The following is an 18,557-nucleotide window of genomic DNA, read 5'->3' as shown; positions in this document are numbered from 1 at the left end:
AGCGTTCACGCAAGCAACCATCGCTCAAGGAAGGAATTGCTTCCTCTGGAAAAATCCCTTATCTCCTAGAAGAGAAAACGTTATGCTGCGCGCGGGCATCGTCGGACTACCCAACGTGGGGAAGAGCACACTCTTTAACGCCCTCACGAGGAGTCACAAGGCGGAAGCGGCAAACTACCCGTTTTGCACCATTACCCCCAACGTCGGCGTTGTTGAGGTTCCGGACCCTCGGCTGGTCCGGCTCGCCGAACTCTCCCGCTCGCAACGACGGATTCCGGCAGCGATCGAACTCGTCGATATCGCCGGACTCGTGGCGGGAGCCAGCCAAGGGGAGGGCCTCGGAAACCAGTTCCTCGCCCATATCCGGGAAGTGGATGCCGTCATCCACCTGGTGCGTTGCTTCACGGGCGCCGAGGTTCACCATGTGGCAGGCTCGGTCGACCCGGTGCGGGACATCGAAATCATTCACACCGAACTGGCCCTTGCCGATCTGGCCACCCTGGAACGGCAGCGGGAGAAGAACCGAAAAGGGCCGCAGTCCCGCGCCGACGCCCGCTCCTCACTTCTGAGCGGGTGGATGGAAAAAGCAACGGAGATCCTCAACCGAGGTGCCCCGCTCTTCTCCGTAGGGTGGACGGCCGAGGAAAAAGAAGCTCTGCGGCCCTTCCACCTGCTCACGATGAAACCCGCTCTCTACGCGTGCAATGTGGCGGAAGAGGAGCTTTGCCAGGGCATCCAGAATCCGCTCGTCCAGGGGGTCGCTCAGTTGCTCGAAGGCCGGAGCGATTCCGAGCTCGTCGTTCTCTCATCCCAACTAGAGGCCGAGCTCCCCAACCTCCTCCCGGAAGAGCGGCAATCCTACCTGCAGACTCTCGGCGTGGCCGAAAGCGGCGTCGACGGCCTGATCCGGGCGACCTATCGCTTGCTTGGCCTGCGTACCTATTTCACCACCGGGGAGAAAGAGACAAGGGCCTGGACGATTCGCGCGGGAGACCGGGCCCCCCAGGCCGCCGGGGTGATTCACACCGACTTCGAGCGAGGGTTTATTGCGGCGGAATGCGCCTCCTTCGAAGAGATGGATCGGTTCGGCTCCTTCCCGCGGCTTCGGGAAGCGGGGAAGCTGCGCGTCGAAGGCAAGGACTATGTCGTTGCGGACGGCGACGTGATCGAGTTTCGCTTTAACGTCTAGTCTCCATGTCGGTCCCTCTTGCTCCTCATCGGCGCCGGGCTCTCCACGTCGTCGTCTTGGCCGGAGCCTTACAGGCGCTGCCGACTCTCGCCCCCGCCGCTTTGCCGCTCCGCCCGGCGGCGGACCTACCGGGTGGCGTCCTGATCGCACAGCAGGAGGGGAGCCCACCGCCCTCGCAGGGCGTCGATCCGGAGACCCTGCGCAAGTTGGAAAAGCAGGCCGAGAAGGAGAAGGCGCGTCGGGAGAAAGAGATGCGGAAAGCCGCCGAGCGCGAGCGGAAGCGCTTGGACAAGGAACGCCAGGCACAGGAGAAGGCGATGCGCGGGCATCCGAAACCAACCTCCTCCTCCGAATTGCCGGTTCGCGCAGCGATCCCGGTTCGGCCGCAGCAAACGCCTCCCCGGGTCCTTGCCGCCATCTGGTCGCAACTCGTTCCCTCGCAAAAGATCACCTCCCTGGTGATCCATGTGCGGCAGCAAAAGCTCTACGTCTACCAAGGGAAGAAGCTTGCGGCCATCGCTCCGATCTGCACCGGGAATGCCACTCATCCGACCCCCATGGGACGCTTCACCATCATTCAAAAGGACCGCAACCATCTGTCGAACCGGTACGGCTGCTTTGTCGACAACGCAACGGGCCGGATCGTCGACGCCAACGCCATCATCGGGCAGCCCCCCCCTCCGGGCACGCATTACGAAGCCGCCGAAATGCCCCACTTCCTGCGGATCACTTCGGATGGTGTTGGACTTCACGGCGGCTACCTTCCCGGATATGCCGCATCCCACGGCTGCATCCGCATGCCGAAGAGCTTCGCTTCCGAGATCTTTGAGTCCGTTCAGGACGGAACTCCGGTGTCGATCGTCGAGTAAGCGGTTCCTCGCGGAGCCGGGATTCAGGGAAAATCGCAGCCGCCGGGGGATCCGGCTCTCCCAAACCGGCGTTGCAGCTCTCCGAAAGAACACTCGATCCACGTCGGCCGGCCATGCGGACAGGTGTCGGGATTCCGGCAGGCGAAAAGATCTTCCAGGAGCCGTCCCATTTCTGCCGGGGAAAGCCGGTCATGAGCCTTGACCGCCCGCCGGCAGACGATCCCGGCCAGCATCTCCGCTTCCGCTCTCCCGATCGCGCAACTTCCCTTTCGCTCGGTGAGATCGGCGGCCAGCCTTTGCAAGAAAGAGACCAGATCCAGAGAGACCAGCCGGGCCGGAACCGCCTCCACCGCGAACGCTCCCCCGCCCAGTTCGCCCAGCTCCAGGCCCAGCCGGTACAGAGCCGGAAGCTCTTCGGCCAACGCCGCGGCATCGCGGGCCGGCAGTGTGACGAGCACCGGCTGGAGAAGAGGCTGCCTCTCGCTCCCCTGGAGTTCCCAACTCGATAAGAGCCTTTCAAAGAGAATCCGTTCGTGGGCCGCGTGCTGGTCGACCAGAACGAGTCCCCCGCCCGTCTCGACCAGCAGGTAGAGCGAATTCAGGACACCGATCAGACGGCCCCCCATCCCCGGACGTTCCGCACGCTCCCCCGAATCGGCTTTGACCAGGAGAGTCGGCTCGCCCTCCACTGCCAACGCGAAGGCGGCTTCGACCCTTTGCGGCTCGGAGGCAGCCGTTGGGCTCTCCGACCGGTAGCCGTCTCCGGCGTGCTCCGCCACCCGACGAGGGAAAGCGGGCTCAGGCAACGAGACCGCAGGACCTCTCCCCAGGCTCTGCCCGACGGCTTCGACCAGAAAGCTCCAAACCTCTCGTTCTTCGCGGAAGCGAATCTCCCGCTTCGCCGGGTGGACATTGGGATCGATCCGGGCCGGATCGATTTCCAGCGAGAGCACGGCCGTGGGGTAGAGGCCCCGCAAGAGCGAGTGGCGGTACCCCTCTTGCAGGGCCGCCGCGATCATCCGGCTTTCCACCGGCCTGCGGTTGACGAAGAAAAACTGCTCCTCCCGACTCGGCCGCCCTACGCCCGGACGGCTCAGGAAGCCGCAGAGAGAGAGACCCGCACGGCTCCATTGGAGCGGCAAGAGCGACTCGATCCAGTCGCCGCCGAAGATGGCGGCCAATCGATCTTCCCTGGACTCCGCCGACGGCCAGACCGTTCCCTCGCCTCGGCTGCCGTGCCGGAAGCGAAACGCGGTGGAGGGCTGTGCGATCGCGGCAAGCACGATCTGCCGCTGCAACTGCGCCTGCTCTCGCAGAGGGGAGCGAAGGAAGCGTCGGCGCGCCGGGAGCCGCGCAAACAGGGACCGGACCCGAATGGTCGTGCCCCGATCCCTCCCGATCTCCCGAACCGAAAGCAGCTTTCCGGCCTCGACCGCCACCTCGGTCCCCACGGATTCACCCTCTTCTCGAGTCTGGAGAAGAAACGAGCTGACCGAAGCGATCGTCGGAATGGCCTCGCCCCGGAAGCCGTAGGACCGCAGCCGGCTCAAATCCTCGAAACGTTCCAGCTTGCTCGTCGCATAGCGCTCCAGACAGAGAAGCGCATCCTCTTTTCCCATGCCGCAGCCGTTGTCGGCGACTTGGATCAAGGCGGCGCCGCCACCCTGGGTGAGCAGATCGATTTCCGTGGCACCGGCGTCCAGAGAGTTTTCCAGGAGCTCCTTGACCACCGAAGCCGGCCGTTCGACCACCTCTCCGGCAGCAATCTGAGAAGCGAGCGCCTCCGGCAGAACGCGAATTTTCCTTGCCATCGTTTGCCTGCTAGCCGTCAGCTTCGCTCTGACGCCGGGCTTGTGCGAATCGATTTTTTTTGTTTTCTCTTCCGCAGCATGACCAATCGGCGACCGGTTCTCCCTCGGCCCGGTCGCCCGCTCCTGCTCGCGGCATCCGCGCTTTTCGTGCTCCTGCCTCCGGGCGCCCCCGCCGCGGTTTCCTCTTCCGATCTTCCCGCCTTCCGCCAAGAACTGCTGGCCCGGATCAACCGGCTTCGGGAGCATCATGATCTTCCGCCCCTGGAAGCCGATCCGCGTCTGCAAACCGCCAGCCAGGAGTGGGCCACTCGGCTTGCGGCGCAGCAGCGTCTGCGACATCGGTCGGACGACTCCCTCTCCTCTCTCCTGGAAGAGGGAGGCTGGGAGACGATCAACGAAAACATCTACTACGGCTTGGAGCCCTTAACCCCGGAAAGGGTTCTCACGGATTGGGGGCGGAGCCCGCTCCACAGGAAGAACCTTCTGAATCCGCTCATCCGGTTTGCGGGACTCGGAAGGGCGGTAGGAGCCAACGGAGCGGCCTACGTCGTCTTCAACGGTGCCGGAGGCAAACGGCAGAAGAGCTGGGAAGAGCTATGGCAAAAGCTACCCTTTCCACGTCGAGGAGGGTGAGACCAGACCCAGGGAACGGAGCAGCCGATCCAACTGCTCCGCCGAGACATAGCTGATTTCGATCCTTCCACGTTCCGCCTTGCCGCAGACCCGCACGCGCGTGCCGAGCCGCTCCCGAAGCCTTCTTTCCAACTCCCGCCAAGCCGCAACCCCTTCCCGTCTCCGGCTGGGACGAGCCGACTCGCCACTCTTCTCCCGTCGGATCTTCTCGACCAGCGCCTCCGCCTGCCGAACGCTCAATCCCTGCCGGGCGATCTGGCGCGCGGCCCGAAGCCGATCCGCCGGGGCCGCCAGGCCGAGGATCGCCTTGCCGTGGCCACCCGCGAGCTGGCCGCTCGCCAAGAGTTCCTGAACCTCGTTTTCCAAGGAAAGCAGCCGAAGCGCATTGGCAACCGTACTCCGATCCTTCCCCACCTTTTGGGAGATCGCCTCCTGGGTCAGAGAGAATCTTTCCTGAAGAAGAGCGTACCCCCGGGCCTCCTCCAGAATCGGAAGATCGCTGCGCTGGAGATTTTCGATCAGTGCGAGCTCGAGCATCTCTTGGTCGCTCGCGGGGCGCACGATTGCGGGCACCTCGGAGAGCCCCGTGCGCTTGGCCGCTCGCCACCGCCGTTCGCCCGCGATGATCTCGTACTTTTCCCCTGCCCGGCGGACGATGAGCGGCTGAAGAATCCCTCGCTCCCGAATGGAGCCTGCCAACTCTTCGAGGGCTTCTTCCGTGAAGGTCTTTCTCGGCTGATAAGGGCTGCTGACCAACCGGTCGATCGGGAGGCGCTCGATGCGCTCTCCGCTCTCGCGATCCGGCTCCGGAGCCGCGATGCCGCTCCGCGCCAGAAGCACGTCCAGCCCACGGCCAAGCCCTCTTTGTGCCATAATCTCCGCCGCTCTCTCCCGAGCCCGAAGCCGCGAGTTTGCGCCGGAACGTCCGTCCTGGCAAGGGAAGAGGTGGCCGAACGGCACCGCCGAATGGCGCGCGCTCCGTTTCCGCCTTGCCGAAGCCCTGAAGCTATGGCATCAGAAAGAGACGCAGAGAGCGCGGTTAGCTTAGCGGTAGAGCGCTCGCTTCACACGCGAGAGGTCATAGGTTCGATCCCTATACCGCGCAGGAAGGGCAACCAGAGAGAAGCTAATCCTCCTCCTGCTCGCCGATCTCGTAGAGTTCCTCCCGAATTTCGCGTACTTTGCCGCTTAGCGCATCGATATCCACTTCCCGCTCCCCGCCTCCGCCTCTCGGAACGATCTCCACCTCGTAAACCGGGGTCCCCTCTCCCGCGAGCTTCCGCTCCACCTCCTTCACTCTTCCGGGAACCTTCTCGAGCGCGATCCGACGGGCCTCCTCCGAGGAAAACTTCGCTCCGTTCTCGAAAGCCGGATTTCCTCTTCCCACCTCTTCCTCGGTTTCCACCAGACGCCCGGTCCGGACATTGACGAGGACCTTCCACTCCTTTCCTCCCCGATCCTTGATCTCGAACTTGTAGATCTTCCCTCCCTGCTCCTCCCGCTCGATTTCCATCTCCCGGACCTTTCCCGGCTTCTCGGCCAAGGCGGTTTTCAAGCAGGTCTCGAAATCGCTCTGGGCAGCCCGCAGCGGTGCCACGCCAGCCAGGACTCCGATCATCCCCGCCACCACTCCTGCTTGCTCCCTGATTTTCATGGTTTCCCCCGAGACTCCGCCGACTGCCGAGCGCTGGACGCCCTCAAGGAAAGGATCGCTTCGTCCTCCCCCAGTTCCTCGTGAAACCGGATTCGGCAGCCCAGGCTAAGACAGATCCGTTTCATCCGCTCGTTTTCAGGCCGGATCCTGCCGGCGATCCATTCCAGACCCTCCCGTTCGCCGATCGCCGCAAGCCGCTCCAGGAGGAGGCGACCGATCCCCTTCTGCTGCCACCGGTCCGCCACCAGAAGGGCGAACTCGGCACTCGAGAAGCCGTGGAGCTTTTCCAAGCGGCCGACGGCGACGATCCGTCCCGCCTCCGGATGGGGCGGAAGGACCTCCGCCACCAGCACGGTCTCGATGTTGTAGTCCGCCAGGCAGATCCGCGCAAGCCGCCCATGCGCGATCCTCTGCTCCAGTTTCAGATGCTCGAAATAGCGGGAAAAGACGCTCTCCTCGGAAAGCTCCCGATGAAACGCGATCATCTGCGGCTCATCCTCGCCCCGGATCGGCCGCAAGCGCAGAAAGGTCCCGTCGCCCAGCCGGACCGTTTCGATCTGTTCGACCGGATAGGGGCGGATCGCGGGGCGAGGGAGGTCCTGCGCCAGCGTGCCGCGGGGAGAGAGCACCATTCGCGCATCGAGGGCCCTGACCCGTGCGTCGCCGGAGGCAAGGAGCGGGTTGATGTCGATCTCTCGAATCCGGGGAAGGGCGAGAACCAGCGCACCGAAACGAATCAGGATCTCTTCGAGAACCTTCTGGTCGACCGGAGGGATGCCGCGCATCCCGCCCAGGGCGCGCGCGATCCGCGTCCTCTCGATCATCCGTCTCGCCGACGTGGTGTTGAGCGGGGGAAGTCCCATCGCTCGATCCTCCAGCAGATCGACAAAAATTCCTCCCGCTCCAAAGACCAGAAGAGGTCCAAGCTGGGCGTCGACGGCACTGCCCAAGAGGAGCTCGATCCCTCTCTCGGCAACCATCGTCTGGACCGTCACCCCGAGAAAAGCATCGGCTCCGGCATGGGCGATGGCGGCGGCACGAATCTCCCGGAAGGCGACGCGAACCGCCTCCTCACCCTCAATCTCTAGGCGCACGCCCCCGACGTCGCTCTTGTGGGTGAGCTTGTGGGAGTGGAGTTTCACGGCTACCGGGAAACCGAGCGACCGGGCTGCCGCTACGGCTTCCTCCTCGGTCGCCGCCTGGCGGGTGGGAACCACCGGGATCCCAAAGGCTCGAAGAATCTCCTTCGACTCCCATTCGTCGAGCAGGATCCGATCCTCCCGGTCCGCCCGGTTGAGGAGCTCCTCGCAGCGGACGACCGCCGAGCCCAACGTCTCGGGGTCGACCAGCAGGCGGGGAGTCTCGTAAAGGAGCTCCAGGTTGCGCTGCTGTTGCCAGATGAGCGCAAAGGCCCTCGCGGGAGCCTCCGGATAGGAAAAGCAGGGGATTCCGGCCCGATGGAAGACGGCGATCCCTTCCTCCACCGCCTCCCCACCCATCCAAGCGGCAAGGACGGGCTTCCCGTAGTCTTTCACCGCTTCGCAGAGGCGCTCCGCAGTCCGCGTCGGCTCCGTCATCGCCTGCGGACAGAGGAGGACGAGCATGCCGTCGCTTTGCGGCTCCTTTTTGAGTAGCTCCGCCGCTTTCCGGTAGCGATCGGCGTCGGCGTCCCCGAGGAGATCCACCGGATTATTGTGGCTCCAGCTCGGAGGCAGGATCCGGTCGAGCTCCTGCCGGGTTTCTTCGGAGAGGGGGGCGAGTTCGCCTCCGGAAAGAAGCAGGGCATCGGTCGCCAGAACGCCGGCACCTCCGGCATTGGTTAGGATGGAGAGGCGGGGGCCGGCGGGCCGGGCGTTTCCGCCCAACGCCTCGGCCAGGGAAAAGAGCTCTTCGACCGTCTCTGCGCGAATCACGCCCACCCGTTGGAAGGCCGCCTCGAGCGCTTCGTCGCTCCCGGCAAGCGACCCCGTATGCGAGAGGGCCGCCCGAGCTGCCGCCTTCGTCCTACCCACCTTGAGAACGACCACCGGCTTCTGCGAGCCGATCGCGCGGGCGGCCGAAAGAAACGAAGCCGGATCGCCGATCGACTCCATGTAGAGGACGATGCTGCGGGTTCTCGGGTCCTCCATCAAAAAAAAGAGGATATCGCCCCAATCGACGTCCGCCATCGAGCCAAGGGTAAAGAAAGAGCTGAAGCCAATCTTCTCCCGAAGGCTCCAATCGAGGATTGCGGTCCCGATCGCACCGCTTTGGCTCAAGAAGGCGATGCTTCCCGGCAGAGCCATCCGCGAGGCAAAGGTGGCGTTGAAACCAGCGTGCGGGAGCATCAGGCCCAAGCAGTTCGGACCGATCACGCGCAATCCCTTCGCGCGGGCGGTTGCGACGATCCGCTCTTCGAGCAATTTTCCGGCCGGACCTGTCTCCTTGAAACCGGCGGAGAGGATCAAGGCGGCCTTCACCCCCGCTTGCGCGCACTCCTCGACGATTCCGGGGACGGTCGCCGCCGGAGTAGCGATCACGGCAAGGTCCGGAGCGGGGACAAGCTCGCTGACGCTGGCGTGAGCGGGCATGCCGAGCACCTGGCGATGCCGAGGATTGATGGGAAAGACGCTCGCCGGACCTGCCGAAAGATTTTCGAGTACCGCACGGCCGACACTTCCCGGCCGCTCGCTCGCCCCGATCACCGCCACGCGTCTCGGCGGGAGAAACGCGCCCAACCCGTAGATGCCCGTGGAGAGATCCGCAGCCAGCCTCTCCGCCGGAAGATCTGCGCCCGCGGCATCCATTTAGCCTCGCCCCTTCGGAAGCTCCTTCTCCTTCTTGAGAATGAGGAGTGTCGTCTTGATCACCGTATCGGGATTCAAGGAGATGCTGTCGATGCCCTCCTCGACGAGAAACTCCGCAAATTCCGGGTAATCGCTCGGCGCCTGACCGCAAATGCCGATCTTGCGCCCCTTCGCCTTCGCCGTATGGATCACCTGCGCGATCATCCGTTTCACCGCGGCATTCCGCTCGTCGAAGATCGGGGCGACAATCTCCGAATCGCGATCCACCCCGAGAACGAGCTGGGTGAGATCGTTGGAGCCGATGGAAAAGCCGTCGAAGATCTCGGCGAACTCCTCGGCCAGGATCACGTTGCTGGGGATCTCGCACATCATGTAGACCTCAAGCCCGCCCACTCCTCGGACCAGCCCGTTCTTCTCCATCTCCGAGAGAACCCGGCGACCCTCCTCCACCGTCCGCACGACCGGCACCATCAATTTGAGGTTCGTCAGCCCCATTCCTTCCCGAACCCGCTTGGCGGCGGCACACTCGAGTGCAAAGCCTTCCCGGTAGCGGGGATTATAGTAGCGGGATGCCCCCCGAAAACCGACCATCGGATTCCGCTCGACCGGCTCGAACTGCTTCCCTCCAATCAGATTGGCATATTCGTTGGTCTTGAAGTCGGAGAGCCGAAAGATGACGTCCTTGGGGTAGAAGGCGGCGCTGATCATCGAAATGCCCTGGGCGAGCTTTTCGATAAAAAATTCCCGCTTGTCCTGGTAGCCCGCCGTCAGCCGCTCGATTTCGGCCTTCGTCCCCGCATCCTCCAGTTGATCGAAGTGGATCAACGCCATGGGATGAACGCGGATATAAGTCGTCAGAATGAATTCCATCCGGGCAAGACCGACGCCGTCGTTCGGAATAAAGGAAAGGGAAAACGCCTGCTCAGGATTGCCCACGTTCATGAGGATCTTGGTCTTGGGCCGCGGCAGCTCCTGCAAGTCGAGGCGCTCCACCGTAAAGGGGAGCTTCCCCTCGTACACCGTCCCCACCTCTCCCTCGGCGCAGGAGACGGTCACGGGCTCGCCGCTGCGCACCAACTCCGTGGCGTTTCCGGTTCCCACGACTGCCGGAACTCCGAGTTCCCGGCTCACAATGGCCGCATGACAGGTCCGCCCGCCCCGGTTCGTCACAATCGCGCCGGCCCGCTTCATCACCGGTTCCCAGTCGGGGTCGGTCTTCTCGGTGACGAGAATCTCTCCGTCCCGAAATTCGTGAAGAAGCTGAACGCTCGGGATCACCCGGGCGACGCCGCTGGCCACTTTTTCGCCGATGCTTCGGCCACGAGCGAGCGGCTTGCCCTGCTCCTGCAGCCGGTAGATCTCGAGGACATTCCGATTCTTCTGCGACTGAACGGTTTCCGGACGCGCCTGCAGGATGAAGAGCTCCCCCGTCAATCCGTCCTTCGCCCACTCCATATCCATCGGAGTCGGCTGTCCCCGTTTCTTGCCGTAGTGCTCCTCGATCACACAGGCCCAACGGGCGAGCTGCAAAATCTCTTCGTCCGAGATCGCGTATCGCCGTCTCTCTTCCGGCGGAACGGGCACGTTCTTGACGAATTTGGAGCCGCCGAGATCGTAAACCAGCTTGAACTCCTTGGATCCTATTGTTTTTTGAAGGATCGGCCGGAAGCCGTCCCGCAGGGTCGGCTTGAAGACATAGTACTCGTCCGGGTTGATCGCGCCCTGGACGATGTTCTCCCCGAGTCCATAAGAGGCGTTGATCAGCACTGCGTTGGAAAAGCCGCTCTCGGTATCGATCGAGAACATGATTCCGGATGCGGCCAGATCGGAGCGGACCATTTTCTGGATCCCGATCGAAAGGGCGATCTTGAGATGGTCGAATCCCTTGTCGATCCGGTACGAGATCGCTCGGTCGGTGAACAGGGAGGCGAAACAGCGCTTGCAGGCGACCAGCAGTTGATCCTCTCCCTGAATGTTCAGATAGCTCTCCTGCTGGCCCGCGAAGCTCGCCGTCGGCAGGTCTTCGGCCGTCGCGCTGCTGCGGACCGCAACGTCGGCCGGCTGGCCGCCGTTCCCATCAAGCTTTCGGTAGGCGTCCCGGATCGCCTCGGCCAACCCGGCGGGGAAGTCGGCGGAAAGAATCGCCTGGCGTGCCTGTTTCGCCCGCTTGCGCAGATCGTCCAGGTTCCGGCTGTTGACCTCTCGGAGGAGGTCGGCGAGCTTCTGGTCCAACTGCGCCTCCCGGAGGAAAGATCGGTAAGCTTCCGCCGTGGTGGCAAAGCCGTTGGGAACCTTGACGCCCTCGGACGAGAGTTCGCGAACCATCTCGCCGAGCGATGCGTTTTTTCCTCCGACGCTCGGCACGTCTTCAATGCCGATGTCGGCAAACCAACGAATGAAGGAACCTTTGGAGGGCGCGGGCACCTTGGGCGTGAGCGGTTCGGTTTTCATGGGAATCTCCTTTCTGTGAGAAGGTCGGTTCGAGAAGAACGCGGGAAGGATTTCTCGCTTGTGCCTCATTCTACCGCTCGGTCAGGCACGATCGCAAGCTTTGCGCCTGCTACACCCTTTTCTCGCTCGTGGGCGCGCAACTTTTCGACGACGATGGGGCGCCGAAAGCGATTCAGAAACGATAACCGAGCGCCACGATGCCCACCGGTTCGTAGAGCCACCGTCCGCCCAGCCCCGCATGCGGAGCCTCGTTGATGGTCACCCCCGGTCCGCTCAACCCGTTCACGCCGCCGATGAACCGGAAGAAGCCATCGAGGCTGATCGACCAGCGCGTGTTGGGAATGTAATACCGTACGCCCCCGGTGGGGGAAAACCAGTATCCCCAAACCGCCCCGTGATCGACCCCCCCCGATGCGGTATTGGCCAGGACGCTGCCGCCGATCATGCCGATGAAGGGTTCGAGTCGATCGTGCCATACCCGGTACCCGACTCGCCCCCGCATGCCCAGGAAGCCGAGATTCTCGTGATCGCTCATCCCGAAGCCGGAAACTCCGACTCCCATGTACGAGCCGAAAAAGTCCAAATCGAAGGACCAGTGGCCCCAGCGCTCCGGATCGAACCAGCGATACCCGAAAGAGAGTGCCGAGTTCACCGCGAAGTTGCTGTTCCCCGCGACGGACTCGATGGCACCCGTACGGTTATTCACGATTTCCCCGCGGTCATATTGAGGAAAGGCCGTTCCGGTCCCCACGCTGAGAAACCAGCTACCGGAGTGATGGCGGGCTGGTACAGGCTCATTTCCGAGGCCTGAGAGCACCGGAGGCCTGCTACCCTTTTGGGGCTCCTGGACGAAGACTCCGTCCTCTGCTGCTTGCGCTTCATTGGGCGGCTGCGCAAAAACCGGCGCCGCCCAAGCAACCACGAGGCAGCAGAGAGCAAATGCCGATAGGATTCGACGGGAGACCTGCATCGGCAATCGCATCGAGGGTCGAAAAAGTTGCAGGCTACGGCTCCCGGAAATACAGGCTGGACCAAACTGCGGCCGCCGAAGCCTTCTTCGTTCGCATGCGGGACAATAAGAGAAAAAGCCCCAAGCCTGTCAACCCTCGCGGCGCAACGCATGGGCCACGACGAGTTCGATCACGCTGTACTCCTTTGGCTCCAAATTGTTCCACTTGACCAGCTCGAGGCCGCGACGGTCATAGACCGTCGCCCTTAGGCGACCCCGGTCCGCCCGCCAGCCCAGACTCCGGACCGTCCTGCCGTTGAAATCTGGAATCGCGCAGACGAACGGATGCCAGCCGGGATGATTCGTATCTTTTGCGGACAACATCTGCATCCGGGCCGCCTCTCGCCGAAGATCCGCCTGCATCCGATGGGAGACATAGCCTGGCATCCACGCCGCAACCGAACCGTGCAGATCCACGAGCACGATCAGCCGAAAATCCGGCGTCGTCTGAAAATGGTCGAGGGTTCCGGCGGCTCTTCTCGTCGCCTGCTGTGTCTTCTCGGTCGAGCTCAGCACGACGGTGACATAGCCGGGGGCGTTGAGCACTACCTCACGACCGAAGGCGTCCCGCGCGGCGATGGCTCCGGCGGCCCCGGGAGAGTTCGCTCCGGTCGCCCATTCCGAGGCTGCAAAAAGCCAAACGAGCGTGAGCAGCCAGCCGGTCCGAGAGGCAAGCCAGTCCCGCGTCCGTCGCCCGCCACCGAAAGACCGCCCGTTTGGCCGAAGGACCTGACATTGGCCACGCATGGCGCTAACCTAAACGCACCCGCATCGAAAGCGCAAGCACGCTGAAACCGCCCAAGCACGGGCGATCCTCAAACACCGCCCTACCGGAGAAAGCAGTAGGCTTGAACTAAAAAAGAGCGGCGGACGCACAAGGCATCCGCCACCCTTTTTCCATCTTCGCCCAGTCAGACGGGGCGATAAATCTCTTCTTGCTTAGAACGCGTAGCCGATCGTCATCATCACGATAGGCTCGTACAGGTAGGAACTGCCGCTCACGCTCGTTAATTGCGCGCCCTTATTGAAGCCGTTCATATCGCCCATGAAGACGAAGAGCGCTTCCGCACCGATGAACCAGTGGCTGTTCGGGATGAAGTACCGCATGCCGACCGCCGGGGAGAACCAGTAGCCCCAGACGGTCCCGAGGGAGCCACTCAAGCCACTGTTACTAAATTGGCCGATTGCGCCGCCGCCATAGAAGCCGACGAAGGGCTCAAAGGACTTGGCGATCCGGTAGCCGACTGTCCCACCGAGACCGAGGAGACCGACGGTCGCTCCCGAGGCCGCACCGCCCGTACCGCTAGCTCCAGCAATCGACATGCCTGAACTCGCGCCGGTATACAGGCCGATCGCTTCCGCGGTGAAGCTCAGGTTACCCCACTTGTCGGGGTCGTGCCAGTAGTAGCCGCCCTGCAAGCCGCCGGTAAAGACTTCATTCTGATTGACACCTAACGCGCTGTTTCCATACGACCCACTGTCAGCCTGCGGCCAGCCCATGCCTGCGGCACCGGCCAAAAACCAGCTTCCGGAGGAGTGCTTCTCCTGCGGAGCCTCTTTCATCTGCTCCTTCGCTGCTTCGTAGGCCTCTTTGTGACCCTGCGGCACCGTCACGCCGTCTTCCTCGTTCTCCTGGGTCGCGCCCGTTCCCGCTCGCAGCGGGAGAACCCCCAGCATCATCGCGCAACTCACCCCCGCCAGGAAGGCTGTTGCTTTCCATGCTCGTCGCTTCATTGCTTTCCTCCTTCTTTCCCTCATCCTTCGGTTGTACCGGGGCACTTTTACCCGCAGCCTCGCTTCGGCAAGCCCAAAGGCTTCCGGCGATTTATCCGACACGATGGGATTTTCGCCCGCCGTCGTCAATAATAATTTTTCAACGGGGTTGATCCGTTCCTGGGGAGGAGGTGCAAGAAGGGCGGGCGAAGGCGGCCTCCCAGAAGCGGTGGAGGCGGCTGCGTGGCGAGCACCAGAGTTTGACGTGGAGGGCGCGCACGGAGGCCGGATCCGAGAGGAGGGTGGTGAGCTCGCGGGGGCCCAGGGCATCCGGGCCTTCTAGCAAGAGCCGCGCCTCCAGGGCTTCCAAGGTCTCCCGCGTTCGGCCCGACCGCGCCTCCCTCCTTCGCAAAAGAGCTAAGTGCAGGGCATTGGCGTAGGGATCGGCCACGAGGGAGAGGAGCCCTTGGGAAAGCTGCGGCAGGTCTGCATCCTTTTCCCGAAGGTCGAGTCCGGCGAGTTCCGGCGCCGGACTCTCCTCCTCCGGAGTAAGGAAAAGCCCTGCCTTCCGGGTCAGATCTCCCAGGCGGGCTCCGCTCGTCAGCCATGCCAGGGGAGCCGCGAAGAGCCAGGAAAAGAGAATGGGAAAGAGAGGCCAAAAGAAAAACGGCATTCCCCAGGCCGCCAAACCGAGCCCGAGCCCTCCCGCCAAGCTGACCGGCCCGTAATCCCGCAACACTCCTCCGAGCGGCAAGGCCCCTTCCTCGGTACGGCTCTGCGTCCGCCAGGGAATCTGCCGCCCGAAACTCGCCAGCAGCACGAAGCGACTGAAAAAGAGCATCAGGATGGGGGCGAGGAGCGCCGAGAAGCAGAGCTCCAGGAAAGCACTCGCCAAAAGGTGGAAGAACCCGCCGAAAGAGTCGCGCCGGGAGAGCCCGCGGACCAGGCCGAAGAGCTTCGGCAGAAAAAGGAGGAGCAGGGTGAAGCCTAAAAGCTCGGCGGCCGCACGGTCCGCGAGGGAGCCGGAGCGGCGCACCAGCGCGCCCAAGGCGGCGAAGCGCTCCATGTCATAGGCCTCCCAGGTGGTCAGACCGAGAAAGAAGAGCCAGAGGGGAGAGCTGACGTAGGAAAGCAGCCCCGCATAGACATGGATTCGGCTCGAAAAGCGGAGCCCCGGCGCAAAAAGGAACCAGAAGTGTTGGAGATTCCCCTGACACCAGCGCCGATCCCGGCCCAGGCTTTCCGTCAGGTTCGGAGGACCTTCCTCATAGGAGCCCTCTTGCGCATAGGCGAGCCAGGACTGGTACCCCGCCTTTCGCATGAGAGCCGCTTCCACGGTGTCGTGGCTCATGATGTGCAGCCGGAGCCTGCCGGGGCCCGGAAGATCCGGCAGTGCGCACGACGCCAGGAAGGGAGCGAGACGAAGAATGGCGTTGTGCCCCCAGTAGGGTCCGCCGGCAAAGTGCCAGTAGTGGGAGCCTGCGGCAAAGAGCGGACCCATCAGGGAAGCCGAAAACTGCTGCAGCCGCCGGAAGAGCGTCCGTCCCTGAACCAGACGGGGCATCGTCTGGATGATCCCTGCCTTCGGATTAGCCTCCATGGCTTCGACCAGCCAGGTCAGCAGCTTGCCGGAAAGAACGCTGTCCGCATCGAGGATCACCATGTACCGATACCGGCTCCCCCATCGCCGGCAGAAGTCGGCGATGTTCCCGCTCTTCCCGTGCGCGGAAAGCCGTCGCTTCCGATAGAAGATCCTCCCGAAGGCGTTCTCCTCCTTGCAGAGGGCGAACCAGGCCTGCTCCTCGGCGGCCCAGACCGCCGGATTTTTCGAATCGCTCAGCACGAAGAAGTCGAAACCCCCGCTCCGGCCGGTGGCGGCGAGCGAACGCCACATGTTCCGGATGGCACTGAAGACTCGGGCGACCGGCTCGTCGCAGATCGGCATCACGATCGCCGTGGCGGGCAGGGTCGGCTCGTCTGGCGGGGTCATCCGGCGGAAGAGCCGGGAAGCCTCGTAGGCATCGCCGCCCTTCATCCATTCCAGGAAACCGAAGAAGGCCAAGCACCAGCCGAAAACGATTTGCGAAAAGAGGAGCACGAAAAGGACCAGAATAAGGAGCCGCCGAAGGCCGAAGCCGGGCCCGCCCAGAGCCTCGAGCATCAGCCAGGTGCCGACGCCGACCAGCAGGAGGAGGAGTCCGAAGAAGAGGGAGCGCCGCAGGGGCAGGACATCCCGGGGAAGGAGCACGGCCGGAGGAGAAGAGCCGGCAAGCAGGTCGTTCATGGCGCGAAGAAGAGGAAGTAGAGCGCGCAGGCCACGCCGAAGACGCCGGTCCAGAAGGCGAGGATCGCACCCACCTCCTTCCAGCCCACCTGCTCCCACGCTTCCCGGGCCAGCCGCGCGAAGGGGCCGTAGTCGATCGGCCTCGAAACCATATGCGAAAACCGGACGGCCGGCCCGGCCTCAAAGCCAGATTCGCGCAATCGTCCGGCCAGCTCCGGAGGAGTCTCCCTGGAAAGGAAGGCGCGCGGCCACCGGTCCAATCCGCCGATCCGCGCGAGGCGCAGGACGGCGACGGCCGCCCGCCCCGAACTTGCCGCCTCCGGGATGCCCGAGGGGAGCGTTTCGAGCCAGGCCGTCACCTTCTCCTGCGCGAGTTTCAGGGTGAGTTCGACGGGCGGGCGGCCCGGATGGCTCTTCTGCTCCCGGATCGCGAGGGCCAAAAGGCTCGTTCCGATAAGCCGCTGATAGAACGGATCCGCAAGCTCCCAACGCGCCAGGTAGGCATCGAGGCGTGCGGTCGCCTCCCGCCAATCGGCGAGGGATTCGGCCGGGAGCTGTGTCGAATCCACCACCTCGCTGGTCAGGGGTAGAAGGGGTAGGTCCATATTTCGGTGAGCGTCTCCTGCTCGAGCTCGAGCCGGCAGCGGAGCTGCGTGGGCGTCGAGGATGGGGCGGTCGGCCCGGCCGTAAAGGTTACCCTCCAGGACTGGTCGACCGGATTTTTCACGACATGGATCTCTCCGATCGCCGCCGGAGGATCGCCTTCCACCAGGGCGCGCAGCGGAGCATCCTCTCCCAGCGACCGGAGCCGGTTGCCCCCAAAATCGAGAATGAAGCGGCGGAGGGTCTCCCCGGGGATTCTCTCCACCCGGGTCGCCAGGCAGCGGCCGAGCGGAGGGAGCTGGGGATTCTCCAAGAACCAGTGGAGGGTGTACTCTACCGCGAGCGGCTGCCCGGGCTTCGGCTGCTTCTCGGGCACGAAGTAGGCGACCACATTGTCGAGGTTCGCATCGACGGTCGATAGCTCGACCAGGCGGATCTTCCCGGCGGGCCAGCCTCCTCCGGGCTCCACCCAACAGCTCGGCCTGCGCTCATACAGCATGTCGAGATCGTCATAGTGGGCGCGTTCCCGGTCGCGCTGGAGAAGTCCGAACCCGCGAAGATCTCCCGCCGGGAAGTCGCTCACCCGCCGCTCCTTGCCCGACTCGAGCGGCCGCCAGAACCAACGCTCCTCCCCCGACCGAAAGAGCAGCCCGTCTGAATCGTGAACCTCGGGGTGCCGGTTGCCGGCGGGGATCTCGGTATTCTCCCCGTACCAGAACATGCTCGTCAACGGAGCCAGCCCGACCTCCTCGCGCTCGTGCCGGAGGAAGAGGACCGCCCGGACGCGAAGAAGAGTCTCGGACCCGGGTTCGAGCTCGAACCGGTAGGCTCCGGTGACCGAGGGTCCGTCCAGCAGTGCGTAGAAGAGCAGGACGCGGGCGTTCGGCGAAGGCTCACAGAACCAGAAGCGGGTAAAGGAAGGAAACTCCTCGGGGCGCTTCGCCGTGGTATCGATCGCCAGTCCTCGAGCCGAAAGGCCGAAGGCCATGTTCTTACCGACCATCCGAAAGTAGCTCACCCCTAGGAAAGAAGCGACTTCGGCCAGACGATCCCGTCTCTCCAGGGGATAGTAGATCCGAAACCCGGCGTATCCCAGATTGGGAGGTAGCTTCTGGATGGGGATCGCTCCGCCGAAGTCAAAGAAGCGAGGCAGATAGGGGATCGGCTGCACGCCCTTTCGATCGACCTGGAAACAGCGGATCGGCCGGTTGAAAAGATATCCGGGGTGAAAAAAACCGATCTGGAACGGGAGCGCCACGTCGCGCCAGAGGAGATCCTCGTCGCGCCAGCGGATCTGCCGGTACTGGTCGAAGGTCAACGTCCCCAGGAAGGCCGGCACGGTTGCCGCGGCATAGGGCTCCGAAGACTTTTTTCGGGCCTCCTCGATCACATCCTCGAAGCGCAGCGGCGGGCGGTAGCGGGTCTCCCGCACGATGAAAAGGAAGAGAAGCAGCGCCGCCGTTCCGAAAACCAGATGGATCTTGAACGTCTTTCGGGAAAGGAGTCCCATCGGGTCGTGCTGCATTCTCCAACCGACTGCGTTCCCATGGAGATG

Annotated in this window: 14 protein-coding genes and 1 tRNA gene; 4 read left to right on the top strand and 11 right to left on the bottom strand. The window is 63.5% G+C overall.

The features are described 5' to 3' along the window. Nucleotides 1-82: 82 nt before the first annotated feature. Nucleotides 83-1,189 carry a redox-regulated ATPase YchF gene (ychF, locus tag MAMT_RS01775; protein ID WP_142659229.1) on the top strand — a complete coding sequence of 369 codons (1,107 nt, stop codon included), beginning with the start codon at nucleotides 83-85 and terminating at the stop codon, nucleotides 1,187-1,189. Between the two features lie 5 nt (nucleotides 1,190-1,194). Beyond that, complete coding sequence (locus MAMT_RS01770; RefSeq protein ID WP_142659228.1) at nucleotides 1,195-2,058, top strand: L,D-transpeptidase; 864 nt, start codon at nucleotides 1,195-1,197, stop codon at nucleotides 2,056-2,058. Between the two features lie 23 nt (nucleotides 2,059-2,081). On the opposite strand, the gene mutL is transcribed toward MAMT_RS01770, so the two are convergent. Further along, nucleotides 2,082-3,869, bottom strand: a complete 1,788-nt coding sequence (gene mutL, locus MAMT_RS01765) for a DNA mismatch repair endonuclease MutL (RefSeq protein WP_178086848.1) — start codon at nucleotides 3,867-3,869, stop codon at nucleotides 2,082-2,084. A gap of 78 nt (nucleotides 3,870-3,947) precedes the next feature. On the opposite strand from mutL, the gene MAMT_RS01760 reads away from it, so the two are divergent. Then, complete coding sequence (locus MAMT_RS01760; protein WP_142659226.1) at nucleotides 3,948-4,502, top strand: CAP domain-containing protein; 555 nt, start codon at nucleotides 3,948-3,950, stop codon at nucleotides 4,500-4,502. On the opposite strand, the gene MAMT_RS01755 is transcribed toward MAMT_RS01760, so the two are convergent. Next, on the bottom strand, nucleotides 4,476-5,375 hold the full coding sequence (locus tag MAMT_RS01755) for a ParB/RepB/Spo0J family partition protein (protein ID WP_142659225.1): 900 nt from the start codon (nucleotides 5,373-5,375) through the stop codon (nucleotides 4,476-4,478). The genes MAMT_RS01760 and MAMT_RS01755 overlap by 27 nt on opposite strands. Nucleotides 5,376-5,535: 160 nt before the next feature. On the opposite strand from MAMT_RS01755, the gene MAMT_RS01750 reads away from it, so the two are divergent. Further along, nucleotides 5,536-5,607, top strand: a tRNA-Val gene (locus MAMT_RS01750). 21 nt (nucleotides 5,608-5,628) lie between these two features. On the opposite strand, the gene MAMT_RS01745 is transcribed toward MAMT_RS01750, so the two are convergent. The 9 genes from MAMT_RS01745 to MAMT_RS01705 all read right to left on the bottom strand — a co-directional run bounded on the left by MAMT_RS01745 (nucleotide 5,629) and on the right by MAMT_RS01705 (nucleotide 18,527). Beyond that, entirely contained in the window at nucleotides 5,629-6,156 is a 528-nt protein-coding gene (locus MAMT_RS01745; protein WP_142659224.1) for a PepSY domain-containing protein, read from the bottom strand. Then, nucleotides 6,153-8,942, bottom strand: coding sequence for a bifunctional acetate--CoA ligase family protein/GNAT family N-acetyltransferase (locus MAMT_RS01740; protein WP_142659223.1), 2,790 nt, complete (start codon nucleotides 8,940-8,942; stop codon nucleotides 6,153-6,155). Before MAMT_RS01740 ends, MAMT_RS01745 begins: the two co-directional genes overlap by 4 nt. Next, the gene (ppsA, locus tag MAMT_RS01735) at nucleotides 8,943-11,393 is read right to left on the bottom strand and encodes a phosphoenolpyruvate synthase (RefSeq protein WP_142659222.1); all 2,451 of its coding nucleotides are present in this window, start codon (nucleotides 11,391-11,393) and stop codon (nucleotides 8,943-8,945) included. A 172-nt stretch (nucleotides 11,394-11,565) separates the two neighbouring features. Beyond that, nucleotides 11,566-12,099 carry a hypothetical protein gene (locus tag MAMT_RS01730; RefSeq protein ID WP_246186466.1) on the bottom strand — a complete coding sequence of 178 codons (534 nt, stop codon included), beginning with the start codon at nucleotides 12,097-12,099 and terminating at the stop codon, nucleotides 11,566-11,568. 393 nt (nucleotides 12,100-12,492) lie between these two features. Next, the gene (locus MAMT_RS01725) at nucleotides 12,493-13,149 is read right to left on the bottom strand and encodes a hypothetical protein (protein WP_142659220.1); all 657 of its coding nucleotides are present in this window, start codon (nucleotides 13,147-13,149) and stop codon (nucleotides 12,493-12,495) included. Between the two features lie 192 nt (nucleotides 13,150-13,341). Next, nucleotides 13,342-14,136, bottom strand: a complete 795-nt coding sequence (locus MAMT_RS01720; RefSeq protein WP_246186465.1) for a hypothetical protein — start codon at nucleotides 14,134-14,136, stop codon at nucleotides 13,342-13,344. Between the two features lie 139 nt (nucleotides 14,137-14,275). Next, nucleotides 14,276-16,399 carry a glucans biosynthesis glucosyltransferase MdoH gene (gene mdoH, locus MAMT_RS01715; protein WP_142659219.1) on the bottom strand — a complete coding sequence of 708 codons (2,124 nt, stop codon included), beginning with the start codon at nucleotides 16,397-16,399 and terminating at the stop codon, nucleotides 14,276-14,278. After that, a complete protein-coding gene (locus MAMT_RS01710) occupies nucleotides 16,396-17,004 on the bottom strand; it encodes a hypothetical protein (RefSeq protein WP_142659218.1) in 609 nt (202 codons plus the stop codon). Before MAMT_RS01710 ends, mdoH begins: the two co-directional genes overlap by 4 nt. Continuing rightward, on the bottom strand, nucleotides 16,980-18,527 hold the full coding sequence (locus MAMT_RS01705) for an OpgD/OpgG family glucan biosynthesis protein (protein WP_142659217.1): 1,548 nt from the start codon (nucleotides 18,525-18,527) through the stop codon (nucleotides 16,980-16,982). The genes MAMT_RS01710 and MAMT_RS01705 overlap by 25 nt, the downstream gene beginning before the upstream one ends. Nucleotides 18,528-18,557 lie beyond the last annotated feature (30 nt).

This window comes from Methylacidimicrobium tartarophylax (genome assembly GCF_902143375.2).
Lineage (GTDB): Bacteria > Verrucomicrobiota > Verrucomicrobiia > Methylacidiphilales > Methylacidiphilaceae > Methylacidimicrobium > Methylacidimicrobium tartarophylax.
The sequence above is the reverse complement of the archived record's forward strand: the minus strand, read 5'-3'. Positions and strand labels throughout refer to the sequence as shown.

Coding starts and splice junctions, on each gene's coding strand:
- ychF (WP_142659229.1), top strand. CDS start 83: ATGCTGCGCGCGGGCATCGTCGGACTACCCAACGTGGGGAAGAGCACA.
- MAMT_RS01770 (WP_142659228.1), top strand. CDS start 1,195: ATGTCGGTCCCTCTTGCTCCTCATCGGCGCCGGGCTCTCCACGTCGTC.
- mutL (WP_178086848.1), bottom strand. CDS start 3,869: ATGGCAAGGAAAATTCGCGTTCTGCCGGAGGCGCTCGCTTCTCAGATT.
- MAMT_RS01760 (WP_142659226.1), top strand. CDS start 3,948: ATGACCAATCGGCGACCGGTTCTCCCTCGGCCCGGTCGCCCGCTCCTG.
- MAMT_RS01755 (WP_142659225.1), bottom strand. CDS start 5,375: ATGGCACAAAGAGGGCTTGGCCGTGGGCTGGACGTGCTTCTGGCGCGG.
- MAMT_RS01745 (WP_142659224.1), bottom strand. CDS start 6,156: ATGAAAATCAGGGAGCAAGCAGGAGTGGTGGCGGGGATGATCGGAGTC.
- MAMT_RS01740 (WP_142659223.1), bottom strand. CDS start 8,942: ATGGATGCCGCGGGCGCAGATCTTCCGGCGGAGAGGCTGGCTGCGGAT.
- ppsA (WP_142659222.1), bottom strand. CDS start 11,393: ATGAAAACCGAACCGCTCACGCCCAAGGTGCCCGCGCCCTCCAAAGGT.
- MAMT_RS01725 (WP_142659220.1), bottom strand. CDS start 13,149: ATGCGTGGCCAATGTCAGGTCCTTCGGCCAAACGGGCGGTCTTTCGGT.
- MAMT_RS01720 (WP_246186465.1), bottom strand. CDS start 14,136: ATGAAGCGACGAGCATGGAAAGCAACAGCCTTCCTGGCGGGGGTGAGT.
- mdoH (WP_142659219.1), bottom strand. CDS start 16,399: ATGAACGACCTGCTTGCCGGCTCTTCTCCTCCGGCCGTGCTCCTTCCC.
- MAMT_RS01710 (WP_142659218.1), bottom strand. CDS start 17,004: ATGGACCTACCCCTTCTACCCCTGACCAGCGAGGTGGTGGATTCGACA.
- MAMT_RS01705 (WP_142659217.1), bottom strand. CDS start 18,527: ATGCAGCACGACCCGATGGGACTCCTTTCCCGAAAGACGTTCAAGATC.